Source organism: Aromatoleum anaerobium (assembly GCF_012910705.2).
In the GTDB taxonomy this organism is placed as follows: domain Bacteria; phylum Pseudomonadota; class Gammaproteobacteria; order Burkholderiales; family Rhodocyclaceae; genus Aromatoleum; species Aromatoleum anaerobium.
In genome coordinates this window covers 954,682-967,928 of record NZ_WTVG02000040.1, presented here as the reverse complement: position 1 = coordinate 967,928, position 13,247 = coordinate 954,682, and the positions used below count along the sequence as shown (strand labels likewise).

At 67.0% G+C, this 13,247-nt stretch carries 13 protein-coding genes; 7 read left to right on the top strand and 6 right to left on the bottom strand.

Annotated elements, in window-relative coordinates:
• Positions 1-11: 11 nt before the first annotated feature.
• From dnaG to GO606_RS20075, 4 genes are all read right to left on the bottom strand, one after another.
• Complete coding sequence (gene dnaG, locus GO606_RS20090) at positions 12-1,841, bottom strand: DNA primase (RefSeq protein ID WP_169119329.1); 1,830 nt, start codon at positions 1,839-1,841, stop codon at positions 12-14.
• 37 nt (positions 1,842-1,878) lie between these two features.
• Entirely contained in the window at positions 1,879-2,325 is a 447-nt protein-coding gene (locus tag GO606_RS20085; protein WP_169119330.1) for a GatB/YqeY domain-containing protein, read from the bottom strand.
• Between the two features lie 94 nt (positions 2,326-2,419).
• On the bottom strand, positions 2,420-2,632 hold the full coding sequence (gene rpsU, locus GO606_RS20080; protein ID WP_011238288.1) for a 30S ribosomal protein S21: 213 nt from the start codon (positions 2,630-2,632) through the stop codon (positions 2,420-2,422).
• 113 nt (positions 2,633-2,745) lie between these two features.
• On the bottom strand, positions 2,746-4,452 hold the full coding sequence (locus GO606_RS20075; RefSeq protein WP_169119331.1) for a SulP family inorganic anion transporter: 1,707 nt from the start codon (positions 4,450-4,452) through the stop codon (positions 2,746-2,748).
• Between the two features lie 170 nt (positions 4,453-4,622).
• Here GO606_RS20075 and GO606_RS20070 point away from each other — a divergent pair, with 170 nt between their 5' ends.
• From GO606_RS20070 to glcF, 5 genes are read left to right on the top strand one after another with little or no spacing between them, the layout of a single operon-like run.
• On the top strand, positions 4,623-5,378 hold the full coding sequence (locus tag GO606_RS20070; RefSeq protein WP_169119332.1) for a FadR/GntR family transcriptional regulator: 756 nt from the start codon (positions 4,623-4,625) through the stop codon (positions 5,376-5,378).
• A complete protein-coding gene (locus GO606_RS20065) occupies positions 5,375-6,886 on the top strand; it encodes an FAD-linked oxidase C-terminal domain-containing protein (protein ID WP_169119333.1) in 1,512 nt (503 codons plus the stop codon). Before GO606_RS20070 ends, GO606_RS20065 begins: the two co-directional genes overlap by 4 nt.
• 18 nt (positions 6,887-6,904) lie before the next feature.
• Positions 6,905-7,051, top strand: coding sequence for a hypothetical protein (locus GO606_RS20060; protein WP_169119334.1), 147 nt, complete (start codon positions 6,905-6,907; stop codon positions 7,049-7,051).
• Positions 7,035-8,117 carry a glycolate oxidase subunit GlcE gene (gene glcE / locus GO606_RS20055; protein ID WP_169119335.1) on the top strand — a complete coding sequence of 361 codons (1,083 nt, stop codon included), beginning with the start codon at positions 7,035-7,037 and terminating at the stop codon, positions 8,115-8,117. Before GO606_RS20060 ends, glcE begins: the two co-directional genes overlap by 17 nt.
• Before the next feature lie 2 nt (positions 8,118-8,119).
• Complete coding sequence (glcF, locus tag GO606_RS20050) at positions 8,120-9,364, top strand: glycolate oxidase subunit GlcF (protein ID WP_169119336.1); 1,245 nt, start codon at positions 8,120-8,122, stop codon at positions 9,362-9,364.
• A 21-nt stretch (positions 9,365-9,385) separates the two neighbouring features.
• Here glcF and GO606_RS20045 read toward each other — a convergent pair whose 3' ends face one another.
• Positions 9,386-9,829: a MaoC family dehydratase gene (locus tag GO606_RS20045; protein ID WP_169119337.1), complete on the bottom strand. Its 444-nt coding sequence runs from the start codon at positions 9,827-9,829 to the stop codon at positions 9,386-9,388.
• Positions 9,830-9,900: 71 nt separating this feature from the next.
• Here GO606_RS20045 and GO606_RS20040 point away from each other — a divergent pair, with 71 nt between their 5' ends.
• Positions 9,901-10,845 (top strand): PP2C family protein-serine/threonine phosphatase, encoded by a 945-nt coding sequence (locus tag GO606_RS20040; protein ID WP_343316350.1) that lies wholly within the window; start codon positions 9,901-9,903, stop codon positions 10,843-10,845.
• Here GO606_RS20040 and corA read toward each other — a convergent pair.
• Positions 10,733-11,830: a magnesium/cobalt transporter CorA gene (gene corA / locus GO606_RS20035; RefSeq protein WP_169119338.1), complete on the bottom strand. Its 1,098-nt coding sequence runs from the start codon at positions 11,828-11,830 to the stop codon at positions 10,733-10,735. The two genes, GO606_RS20040 and corA, sit on opposite strands and share 113 nt — an antisense overlap.
• 277 nt (positions 11,831-12,107) lie before the next feature.
• On the opposite strand from corA, the gene GO606_RS20030 reads away from it, so the two are divergent.
• Positions 12,108-13,232 (top strand): NAD(P) transhydrogenase subunit alpha, encoded by a 1,125-nt coding sequence (locus GO606_RS20030; RefSeq protein WP_169119339.1) that lies wholly within the window; start codon positions 12,108-12,110, stop codon positions 13,230-13,232.
• Positions 13,233-13,247 lie beyond the last annotated feature (15 nt).

Here is a 13,247-nt window from a genome sequence, read left to right as displayed (position 1 = left end):
CTGCAATAATACTAAAAATCTTGGACTTTGCCGAGATTGACGAGGTTCATTTTTTCAATTAGGAGCGCTGCAAGCCGGTGCCGCTCGATCGACGACAGGCCGGATTCGCGCTCCCGGGTGGTCAGTCCGGCGATTTCACGGGCGATCGCGTCGGCGTGCAGTTTGCGCAGCGTGTCCTCGAAAAGTATCTCGACGACCGTATCGTCGAACTCCGCGTCGACAAGTTCGCCCGCGGTTTTCGCCAGCGTTTCCCCGTGCGGGGTTTCCCGGAAGCGTTCGACCAGTGCGCCGAGCCCGACGTTCGCGGCGAGATCGCCGGTGTTTGTCGCGTCGATGATTGCGACCAGCGCTTCGCCCTCTGCGTTCAGTGTCGGGACGAGGTCGACCGGCAGTCGCGCGGCCAGGGAGGGGTGCTGGAGCACGAGCCGCAAGAGCGTGCCCACCGCCGAAGGCGGTTTGCGGCGTGAACGCATACCCTGGCCTGATCGGGGGGACGGGGCAGCGGCAGGGCGATGACCAACGCCGGCGGCGGGGCGTTCGCCCGGCCATTCGCGACCCTCTGCCGACAGCCCATACGCCCGCTCGATTTCGCCCTGGCTGAACTGGCTTGCCTCGGCGATCGACTTCACGATCTGCAGCCGCAGCATTGGCGCCGTGATCCGCGTGACGAGCGGTTTCGCTTCATGAACGAGGCGCGCGCGTCCTTCTGCAGTATCGAGCGCGCAGCCCGTCTGCAGTTCGCGCAGCAGGAAATTTGTCAGCGTCGTCGCGGCGCCAGCGGCTTGGCGGAACGCGTCGGCGCCGTGGGCGCGCACGAACGAGTCGGGGTCGTGTTGCTCGGGCAGGAACAGGAAGGCGAGGGTGACGTCGTCGCGCAGGGCTTCGAGCGAGGATTCGAGCGCACGTCGAGCGGCCTTGCGGCCCGCTGCGTCGCCGTCGAAGCAGAACACAACGCGTTGCGACTGGCGCAGCAGCACGCTGATATGGTGCGTCGTCGTCGCAGTGCCGAGCGTCGCGACCGAATTGCCGATGCCGTGCTGGGCGAGCGCCACGACGTCCATGTAGCCTTCGACGACGATCGCATGGCCGGCGTCGCGGATCGACTTCTGCGCCTGGATCAGCCCGTAGAGTTCGCGACCTTTTTCGAACAGCGGCGTTTCCGGCGAGTTCAGGTACTTCGGTTCGCCGCTGTCGAGGACGCGTCCGCCGAACGCGATGATGCGCCCGCGCCGGTCCTGGATCGGGAACATGATCCGGTTGCGAAAGCGGTCGTAGCGTCGTCCGGCTTCATTCTCGATCACGAGTCCGGCTTCGAGCAGCGTCTTGGCGTCGTAGTCCGGGAAGCTGTTGCGCAAGCCCTGCCAGTCGTCGGGAGCATAGCCGATGCCGAAGCGCGCGGCGATTTCACCGCTGACGCCGCGTCTTTTGAGGTAGTCGATCGCCGCGGGCGCCTGCCTGAGCTGGTCGCGGTAGTGCCGCGCGGCGACAGTCATCGCCTCGATCAGCGCTGCGTGAGCGGGGTTCGTGTCGTTGCGGGAATTCGGGCCGCGTTCCTGCGGGACCTGCAGGCCTGCCTGGGCGGCCAATTCCTTGACTGCCTCGACAAACGGCAGCCCGCTGTATTCCATCAGGAACCCGACTGCACTGCCATGGGCGCCGCAGCCGAAGCAGTGGTAGAACTGCTTGGTCGGGCTGACTGAAAACGACGGCGACTTCTCGCCGTGGAACGGGCAGCAGGCGAAGTAGTTGGCGCCGCCTTTTTTCAGCGGCAGGTGGCGCTCGATGACGTCGACGATGTCGACCCGGGCGAGCAGATCCTGAATGAACGACTGCGGAATCATGGCCGGGCGCCTACCCGTCCGCCGAGGCGGCAGGCAATCAGCTCGACAGCCTCGCGCGCACGCGGCGCGACGCTTCGGTCATGTCGGCACGGCCCGCCAGGCGTGGCTTCAGCAGCGCCATGACGCGTCCCATGTCCGCAGGACCCGTGGCGCCGGATTCGCCGACGGCGGCGGCAATCGCCTCGTCGAGTTCGGCGTCGGACAGCGGCTCGGGAAGATAGGCTGACAGCACCTCGATCTCGAAGCGTTCGCCGGCAGCCAGTTCCGGCCGATTTGCGGCTTCGTACTGGCTGGCTGCGTCGCGCCGTTGCTTGACCAGTTTTTCGACGGTGGCGGTGATCGCGGCATCGTCCAGTTCGACCCGCTCGTCGATCTCGCGCTGCTTGACCGCAGCGAGCAGCAGACGGACTGCGGACAGACGTGCGCTATCCTTCGCGCGCAGCGCCGTCTTCATGTCGTCCTGGATGCGTTCCTTGAGAGACATGATGTACTCCAGCTCGAAAATGCAAAAGCCACGCCGGGCGCGAATCCGATGACTCGCGCCCGGCGTGGTGCCGGCCGGCTGAACCGGGGACGGATCAGTACAGCTTCGGCGGCAGGGTCTGGCTGCGCAGGCGCTTGTGGTTGCGCTTGACCGCGGCGGCCGACTTGCGCTTGCGTTCCGCGGTAGGCTTTTCGTAGAACTCGCGGGCGCGAAGCTCAGTCAGCAAACCGGTTTTTTCGATGGTGCGCTTGAAGCGGCGAATGGCGACTTCAAACGGCTCGTTTTCCTTGACGCGAATACCCGGCATTGCGAACGTCCTTGTGTGTCTTGTAGGCGGAAAAACGCGGATTATAACGACTGGCAGGCGCCAAGCCAAGCCCTAAACTTTGGCGCCCTTTGGCGCCACTTGGCGGAATAGAGTCAGCGCTTCGGCGTGGCCTCCGGCGCGTCCTGGCGCAGGCCTTCGAGGGCTTGGTGTTCAGTCCGGTAGTCGGCGTGCGGGCCGAGCCGCAGCCACAGGCCGGTTTTCTGCATCACGTCGATGACCTGTTTTTTCAGGCTGCAGAAAGCCAGGTTCTTGTTTGTCCCGCGCAGTCGCTCGATCAGCATCGAGAGCGTGTGCAGGCCGGTCGCATCGATCATGTTGATGCCGGCTGCGGAGATCAGCACGGTGTGCACGCCGGAGTGGGCGGCCGCTGCTGCGAGTACGGCGCGCTCGAAGGCCGCAGCGGTGACAAACGTGAGCGGGCTGTCGAAGCGCAGGATGACGATGGCGGGGTCGGGATGCTCGAGTCCGAAGCGTGCGAGGTCGCGGTAGGTGCCGTCGGGATGCAGGCCCAGCAGGGCAGTGCGCGGGCGCATCTCGCGGTAGAGCATCAACGCCAGCGACAGCAGCAATCCCGCGACGACGCCGTTCTGGATGTTCGGCGCGAACACCAGCGTGCCGACGAAGGTGAGCGTCGAGGCGAGGCCGTCGTCGCGCCCGGCCTGCCAGGCGCGGCCGAGCGCGCGAAAATCGATCAGGCCGGTGATGACATTCAGGATGATTGCGGCGAGCACCGGCTTGGGCAGATGCCACAGGAGCGGCGTGAGGTAAAGCAGCGTTACGAGCACGCCCGCCGCGGTGATCAGCGACGAAAGGCTGCTCCTCGCGCCAGATACGTAGTTGAGCGCCGAGCGCGAGAAGGAGGCGCTGACCGGCAGCGCGCCGCTGATTGCTGCGGCGATTTTCGCCAGGCCCTGGCCGATCAGTTCCTGGTTCTGATTCCAGTCCTGCCCGTTTTTTCCGCAGATCAACTTTGCGCTCGAAGTCGCTTCCATGAAACTCACCAGCGCGATGACGAAGGCGGCCGGAATCAGCGCGACCGCTGCATTCCAGTCGAACTCCGGAACGCCGAGGACGGGGAGGCCGGCCGGGATCGCTCCGATGACCGCGCCGCCACGGGACCCGTAGCCGACTGCCGCCGAGGTCGCGGTCGCGCAGGCGACGACGATCAATACCGCCGGGAATCCTGGCGCAAAACGCTTGAGCAGGAGCAGTGCGAGCAGCGCCCCTGCTCCGAAGGCCGCGGACAGCGGGTGCGCGGTGTCGAGGGCTTCCAGCGCCGTCCAGAAGTCGATCAGGAAATGCGTCGACTGCGGCATCACCACGCCGAGCAGCGCCGGCAACTGCGACAGCCCGATGATCAGGGCCGCGGCGTTGATGAAGCCGGTCAGCACCGGACGGGAGAGCAGATTCAGCAGCCAGCCGGCGCGCAGCGCACCGAGGGCCAACTGGATGAGTCCCGACAGCAGCGCGAGCAGGATCGCGAGCGTCAGGAAGGCCGGGGAAGCCGGGTCGGCGAACGGCAGCAGACTCGCACCGCTGAGAATCGACGTCAGCGCGACGGGACCGGTCGACAGCTGGGCGCAGGAGCCGAAGAGCGCCGCGACGATTGCCGGCAGCAGCGCGGCGTAAAGCCCGACATGAGGCGGCAGGGAGGCGAGCTGTGCGTAGGCCAGCGACTGCGGGATCATCATCAGCGCAACCGTGACGCCGGCGATCAGGTCGCCCCGCAGCGAGGCTGCCGACCATTGCCGGCGCCATGCGAGGAAGGGGCGCAGGCGGTCGATCAGCGGCGGGGTCATTGAAACCGGAGCCTCGGGGCGGCGGGCGGGAAACCGATGGTAGCAAATGGCAGATGGGTGCGTGGGCGCAATCCGCGGGCGGCGCATCAGGGTAAGTCCCGATGCTGACATCGGAACGTTTGGAGGTTAGCATCTGAAAGTTGTCAGACAACTTTGCGAAGACATGAGCGATGAGCGCTACCCCGATACCCGAACGTCCTCCTCATCTCAGCGCCGCGGTCGCCCGGCAGCTCGAGCGCTGGATCAGCGAGCAGCGGCTTCCGAGGGGCGCGCAGTTACCGACGGAAAAGCTGCTGTGCGAGAAATTCGGCGTGAGCCGGGCCGTGATCCGGGAGGCGATCTCGCGACTCAAGGCCGATGGATGCGTGACGACGCGCCAGGGCTCCGGGGCGTATGTCGCCGCCCGTCCGGGGCAGGGCAGTTTCCGCCTGCTGCATGGACCGTCGCCTTCCGCAACAATCCCGACGGACGAGATCTCGGACGTTTTCGAGCTCCGCTGTCTCGTCGAAACCGGCGCGGCCGAGCGCGCCGCGCTGCGCCGCACGCCGGCGGACCTGACGCGCATGCATGAAGCGCTGGCGCGGATGGACGAGGCGCTGGCGGCGGAATCCGATGCGGTGGGCGACGACGACGCGTTCCATGTCGCCATCGCGGCGGCGACGCAGAATCCGCATATCGAGCGCTTCCAGGCTTTCATGGGACGGCAGTTCTCGGATTCCCGGGCGCCGACGTGGAGCGGCGAGGGCCACCGCAGCGGACGCGCGCGGCAGGCGCAGGCCGAACATGCAAGGATTTTCGACGCGATCGCCTGTGGCGACGCGGACGCCGCGCGGGCGGCGGCGCAGGCTCACCTGGTATGCGCCGCGCGCCGCCTCGGGCTCGATCCGTCGCGCTGGGGTAATGAACAACTGGAGGGGGCTGAATGAACTTTGACGCCGAAGCGCCGACACCGGGGGAGCGGGACGTGGATTTCTCCGCGGTCGACAAGGTGCGGCTGGTCGAAGCGCTGGCGCGCGTGCTGCCTGCCGGGGCGCTGATGTATGACCCTGAGGATCTGCGACCTTACGAGTGCGATGGTCTTTCCGCGTATCGGCAGCTGCCGCTCATCGTCGCGCTGCCGACGAGCGAGGAGCAGGTCGTCGCGATCCTGCGCACGTGCAGCGCGATGCGCGTGCCGGTGGTGGCGCGCGGCGCCGGGACCGGGCTGTCGGGCGGCGCGTTGCCGCATGCGCACGGCGTCGTGCTGTCGCTCGCGCGCTTCAACCGGATCCTGCAGCTCGACCCGCATGCACGCACCGCCGTGGTCCAGCCGGGTGTGCGCAACCTCGCGATCTCGGAAGCGGCGGCACCACACGGACTGTATTACGCGCCGGACCCGTCGTCGCAGATCGCCTGCACGATCGGCGGCAACGTGGCGGAGAACTCGGGCGGCGTGCATTGCCTGAAGTACGGCCTGACGGTGCATAACCTGCTGCGCGTGCGCGGCGTGACGATCGAAGGCGAGATCGTCGAGATCGGCAATCACGCACTGGATGCGCCCGGCTACGATCTGCTTGCGCTGGTCACCGGCTCGGAAGGGATGCTGGCCGTCATCACCGAAGTGACCGTCAAGCTCACGCCCAAGCCGCAGCTCGCGCAGTGCGTGCTCGCTGCGTTCGACGACGTTATCCGCGCGGGCAATGCGGTCGCCGAGATCATCGCGGCAGGCATCATCCCCGCCGGACTCGAAATGATGGACCAGCCGGCCACCGCCGCGGTCGAGCAGTTTGTGCACGCCGGCTATCCGCTCTCTGCTAAGGCGATCCTGCTGTGCGAATCGGACGGGACGCCCGAAGAGGTTGCCGAGGAGATCGCGCGCGTCCGCGCGGTCCTCGATGCGGGCGGCGCGACCGAGATCCGCGTGTCGCGCGACGAGGCCGAGCGGATGCGCTTCTGGGCCGGGCGCAAGGCGGCGTTCCCGGCCGCCGGGCGCATCTCGCCCGATTACTACTGCATGGACGGCACGATCCCGAGGAAGCGCCTCGGCGAGATGCTCGAGGCGATCCAGGCGATGGAACGCAAGCATGGCCTGCGCTGCATCAACGTCTTCCACGCCGGCGACGGCAACCTGCATCCGCTGATCCTGTTCGATGCGAACCAGCCGGGCGAACTCGCGCGGGCGGAAGAATTCGGCGCCGAAATCCTCGAGCTGTCGGTTGCCCTCGGCGGCACGATCACCGGTGAACACGGCGTCGGCATCGAGAAGATCAACCAGATGTGCAGCCAGTTTTCACGGCCCGAGATCACGACGTTCTTCCGCGTGAAGGCGGCTTTCGATCCGGCCGGGCTGCTCAATCCCGGCAAGGCGATCCCGACGCTGAACCGCTGCGCCGAGTACGGCCGCGAGCGGGTCAGCAAGGGGCACGTGCCGTACCCGGATATCCCCCGCTTCTGATGGAGAAGGTGGATCCAGTTGCTGCTCGTCGGCGTGCCGGTGCTGTCGCTGATCGGTTCGTGGCTGGCGCTGCGGGCGGTCGCGCAGCGGGGCGCGCGGCGAGGCGAATCCGGGACCGAACACAAGGCAATTACCAGGGCAGAGGCAAATGAGCGACTTGATTGAGCAGTGGCAGGAACGCGTGCGCGCAGCCGCGGCGGCCGGGACTGCGCTGCAGATCCGTGGCGGCGGGACAAAGGCGTTTTACGGGCGCGCGCCGGCAGGCGAGCTGTTCGATGTGCGCGGCCATGCCGGCATCGTCAGCTACGAGCCGACCGAATTGGTCGTTACCGTGCGTGCCGGCACGCCGCTCGCCGAACTCGAGGCGCTGCTCGACGACAGCCGGCAGATGCTCGCGTTCGAGCCGCCGCATTTCGGCGCCACGGCGACGATCGGCGGCTGTGTCGCAGCCGGGCTTTCCGGGCCGCGCCGCGCTGCTGCCGGTGCGTTGCGCGACTTCGTGCTTGGCGTGAAGATCCTCGACGGTCGCGGCGACGTGCTCACGTTCGGCGGCCAGGTGATGAAGAACGTCGCGGGCTACGACGTCTCGCGGCTGATCGCGGGCAGCCTCGGGACCTTGGGTGTGATTCTCGAAGTGTCGCTGAAGGTGCTGCCGCGGCCGGTCGCGGAAGCGACGTTGAGCCTCGCGATGAGCGAAGCCGAGGCGATCGCGCGGCTCAACGAATGGGGCGGCCAGCCGCTGCCGCTGTCGGCGTCGGCGTGGAGTGACGGGGTGTTGAACGTGCGCCTGTCGGGCGCGGAAGCCGCGGTGCGCGCGGCGCTCGCGCGGCTCGGCGGGGAAGTGGTCGCAGCGGATGCGGCCGATGCGTTCTGGGGCGGGCTGCGCGAACAGACTGCGGACTTCTTCGGCGACGCCGCGCTCGACGAGTCCGGCACTTCCCTGTGGCGGCTGTCGGTGCCGAGCGCCGCCGCGCCGCTGAAACTCGACGGGCATCAGCTCATCGAGTGGGGCGGCGCGCTGCGCTGGCTGCGGTCGACGGTCGCGGCGGAAGCGATCCGCGAGCGGACGGCGGCGCTCGGCGGCCATGCGACGCGGTTCCGCGGGGGGGCGCGCGACGGGCAGATCTTCCACCCGCTGCCGGCCCCGCTGATGACGATCCATCGCCGCCTCAAGCACGCCTTCGACCCGGCCGGCATCTTCAATCCCGGCCGCCTCTACGACGGACTCTGAACATGCAGACCCAGCTTGCCGATTTCATCAAGGACACTGCCGAAGGCCGCGAGGCCGAAGCGATTTTGCGCAGCTGTGTGCATTGCGGCTTTTGCACCGCGACGTGCCCGACCTACCAGCTTCTAGGCGACGAGCTGGACGGGCCACGCGGGCGGATCTACCTGATCAAGCAGTTGCTCGAGGGGCACGACGTCACCGAAAAGACGCGCCTGCATCTGGACCGCTGCCTGACGTGCCGCTCGTGCGAGACCACTTGTCCGTCCGGCGTGCAGTACGGCCGCCTCGCCGACATCGGCCGTCACCTCGTCGAAGAGCGCGTGCCGCGCACCGGCGTGGACCGTGCGAAGCGCTGGGCGCTGCGCGAGTTCGTTCCGCGCGCCGGGCTGTTCGGCGCCGCGATGAAGGCCGGCCGCACGGTGCGCAGCCTGCTGCCGCCGGCGCTGCAGGAGAAAGTCGCCGAACTCCGGCCCGCCGGGCCGTGGCCCGCGCCGCGCCACGCGCGACGCATGATCGCGCTGGCCGGTTGTGCCCAGCCGGCGATGGCCCCGTCGATCAACGCGGCCACTGCGCGCGTCCTCGACACGCTGGGCGTGTCGCTCGTCGAGATGCCGGGCGCCGGCTGCTGCGGCGCGGTGCGTTATCACCTCAACGACCAGGAAGGCGGGCGGGACGATGCGCGCCGCAACATCGACGCGTGGTGGCCGGCCGTCGAGCGCGGCGAGGTCGAGGCGATCGTCATGACCGCTTCGGGCTGCGGCGTGCAGGTCAGGGATTATGCTCATCTGCTCGCGCAGGACGCGGCCTATGCGGACAAGGCGGCGCGCATCGCGTCGCTGACCCGCGACGTCGCCGAGATCCTCGCCGCCGAAAGCGACCGGTTGCGCGGGTTGCTCGTGCGTCGTCGCGGCGAGCCGGAGCCGGTCGCGTTTCATTCGCCGTGCACGTTGCAGCACGGGCAGCGGATTCGTGGCGTCGTCGAAAACCTGCTCGCCGCCGCGGGGTATTCGCCGACACCGGTGCGCGACGCCCATTTGTGCTGTGGTTCAGCCGGCACCTATTCGCTGCTGCAGCCCGAACTGTCGCACCGCCTGCGCGACAACAAGCTGGCCGCGCTCGGCGAAGGCGGCGCGCCGCTGATCGCCTCGGCCAACATCGGTTGCATCGGCCATCTTCAGGCCGGCACGACGACGCCGGTGCGGCACTGGATCGAGCTCATCGACAGCCGGCTGAACGGCACGGTGCTCTGAGCGCGACCCCGGCCGTCGTGTTCAGCGTCCCGGATTGTCGGCGACCAGCATCTTCGCCTCGGCTTCGGCGACCTTCACGCCGTCCTGATTCGTGCACGCGCCGGACAGGCTGACGATGCCGCCCTGGTGTTTCGGCTTGTCATCCAGCGCGTCGATTGTCCACACCATCGTCAGCGTGTCGCCGGCGACGACCGGCGCGATGAACCGCGACGTGTGCTCGACGTAGGCGATCGCAGTGCCGTGAAAAACCATGCCGAGGTGGGCAGCCATGAACGAGGTCGTCACGTAGCCGTGCGCGATCCGGCTGCCGTACCGGCTCTGCCCTGCGACGAGCTGGTTCACGTGCAGCGGATTGAAGTCTCCGAACAGGCCCGCGCTGAGCACAATGTGGGTTTCGGTCAGGGTCATCGAGGTTTCGAATGCGTCGCCGATGCGCACCTCGTTGTAACCGCGTCCTGAATGCATGCCTATCTCCTTCGTAATATGAGTGGATATGCGGCGTGATGCATTTCACGCAGCAGACGTAGCAGATCGGCATGAACGTACCGCAGAAGGGCGCCGCTGGCTATTATTGCCGGCGGTCAATTCCGGTCGTCACCATGCCACTCATCGTCGAAACCTGCATCGCACGGCATATCGGGGATCGGAACCAGCAGCAGGATCGCGTCGCGGCGTTCGGGCACCCGTCGCGGCACGGCACGATGATGGCCGTTCTTGCCGATGGCATGGGCGGACACGCCGGCGGCGAACTCGCGGCTGAACAGGTGGTGCTCCAGGCGAGGCGGAATTTCGAAGCCTACATTCCCGACGCCGGCTGTCCCGGGCAACTGCTGGAGGAAATCGTCACCGACGCCCACCGGGGCATCCGGCGGGTTCGCGCCAGCACCGGGAAGGATCCGCACAGCACCGCCGTTGCGCTGATGCTGCGGGCCGGGCGGGCGAACTGGATCCACTGCGGTGATTCCCGCGTCTATCATTTCCGCGGAAGCGAGACAGTGTGCCGCAGCCAGGACCATTCGCTGGTCGCCGAACTGCAGCGCCGGGGCCGGCTGGACGAGGCCGCGGCGGCGTTTCATCCGCAGCGCGGCGTCCTGTTGTCGTGCCTTGGCGATCACCGGCCGCCGCAGATCGCGTTCGGCGAAGCTCCCGCACGGGCCGGCGACAATTTCCTGCTGTGTTCCGATGGCCTGTGGGGCCATTTTCCCGACGACGAACTGGCCGCGGTGATCGCCGCGAACCCGGCGCGGGACGCGGCCGAGACGCTCGTCCGGCTGGCGCGCCGGCGGGCGGCCGGAAGCGGTGACAACATCTCGCTCGTCATCATGAAGGTGTGCAGCGGTGCGGCGCGGGCAGGCGGACGGCCCGAGGCTACAGCCGCAGCCAGTTGCGTCGCCAGAAAATCGCCGCCATGCCCACTGCCACCGATCCCATCATCCCCATTGCCACATAGAAGCCCCAGTCCTCATCGAGCAGCGGCATGACCTGGAAGTTCATGCCGAAAATGCCGGTGATCAGCGTCGCCGGCAGGAACAGCGTCGTCAGCACGGTGAGAATCCGTACCTCGACGTTGAGGCGGTTGCTGACCGACGACAAATAGATGTCCATCAGGTCGCCGAGCAGTTCGCGCACGGCGTCGAGCGTCTCGATGACGTGGACCAGGTGGTCGTAGATATCGCGCAGGTACAGGCGCGTGTCGGCGCTGAAGAACCTGCTCTCGCCCCGGATCAGGCCGTTCAGCACCTCGCGCAGCGGCCAGATCGCCCGTCGCAGCAGGTGCGTGTCGTGCTTGACGAGGTTGATCGTTTTCAGCAGCGCCGGCGTCGGACTGGCGAGCGCATCGTCTTCGAGATCCTCGGCGGTGTCGCCGAGGCGATCGACGATGACGAAATACTGGTCGACGATCGCGTCGAGCAATGTGTAGGCGAGATAGTCGGTGCCGTGCTGCAGGAACGGCGCCCCGGGGATGCGCATCCGCTCGCGGATCGGTTCGAAAGTGCCGCTGCGCCGTTCCTGGAACGTCAGCACGAAATTTTCGCCGAGAACGATGCTGACCTGGTCCGAACTGAGCGTGCGCGTCGCGCCGTCATATTCGAACACCCTCGCCACGCAGTAGAGATACGTCCCGTAGTCTTCGATCTTCGGGCGCTGGTGGGTATTCAGGATGTCTTCGAGCACCAGCGGATGGAGCCGGAAACGGCGTCCGATCTCGCCGAGGATTTCCGGGTCCTGCAGACCGTACACGTTGAGCCACAGCCGCTTGTGCTGCGGCCGATATTCGCGCGATTCGGCGATGCTCTCGAAGCGATGCTCCTCGATTCCGTCATCGTCGTAGGCGAGCAGCGAAATCAGCGGGCGGTCCGTCTTGACTGCGCCGACATGCACCAGCGTGCCCGGCGGCAGGCCCGCCTTGAGCGCCGTCAGCGACTTCGATTTGCGACGTTTCGTGTTCGCTCGTGTCGTACTCATCTGTCGCACTGCAAAAAAACGGTATTGCGTTGGAGTAGGGTATCAGTATTATCCCGTATGCGCTGCTCACGCATCGGCCTTGATGCAGAGCAAGAAATTCATAAAAGCAACAGGGTGACGGCGCAGTCACCCGCGAATACTCGCAGATCAGGGGGAGGGCGGGCGATGGACCCGATCGGGTGGCAGCGGTTGCTGCCTCCCGGTTTTTTTGTCGGTCGCCGGCCGTGGTTTGATCTGCGCAAGGTTCATCACACAAACCTCTCAGGGAGAACGGCCTATGGCTCTGTTGATCGGAGTGCCTGCGGAGACCGTGCCGGGCGAGCGACGTTTGTCGGTCGTCCCGGACGTGGTCAAGAAGTACCTGGACCTCGGCGCGCAAGTCATGGTGGAGTCTGGCGCCGGCCAGCCCGCCCACTATCGCGACGAGACCTTTATCGACGTGAGGTTCGCCGCTTCCGCGGACGAGGTGTGCGCGGCCGCCGACGTGGTGTTCTGCGTCCAGCCGCTATCGCCCGAACGCATCAAGGCGTTGCGTGAAGGCGCGGTGCTGATCGGGCTGCTGCAGCCGTGGTCGGATGCCGGACGCGTGAAGCTGCTCATGGATAAGCGCATCACCGCCTTTGCGATGGAGCTCTTGCCGCGGATCTCGCGTGCGCAGAGCATGGACGTGCTGTCGAGCCAGGCCGCGGTCGCGGGCTACGAATGCGCGCTGATCGCCGCCGACCACAGCCCGAAGTTCTTCCCGATGCTGACCTACGCGGCCGGCACGATCCGTCCCGCCAAGGTGCTCGTCATCGGCGCCGGGGTCGCAGGCCTGCAGGCGATCGCGACCGCGCGGCGCATCGGCGCGATGGTCGAGGCGTACGACGTGCGCCCCGAGACGCGCGAGCAGATCGAGTCGCTCGGCGCGAAGTTCGTCGACACCGGCGTCGCGGCCGCCGGCACGGGCGGCTATGCGCGCGAACTCACCGACGAGGAGAAGGCGAAACAGGCCGAGCGCCTCGCGAAGGCGGTCGCGCAGTGCGACGCGCTGATCACGACCGCGGCGATCCCCGGCAAGCGCGCGCCGAAGATCATCACCGCCGACATGGTGCGGCGCATGAAGCCGGGCGCGGTGATCGTCGACATGGCGGCCGAATCGGGCGGCAACGTCGAGGGCACGGTCGCCGGCGAGAAGACCTGGATCAACGACGTGCTCGTCATCGGCCCGGCCAACATCGCCAGCCGCATGCCGGTCCACGCCTCCGAAATGTATGCCAAGAACCTGTTCAACTTCATCTCCCCGTTCATCAAGGACGGCACGCTCGCGCTCGACTGGGAAGATGAAGTGTTGGCCGGCACCTGCCTCACCCATCAGGGCGAGGTCAGGCATGCGGGCGTCAAACAGGTACTCGGGCTCTAATCGGAGGACGCAATC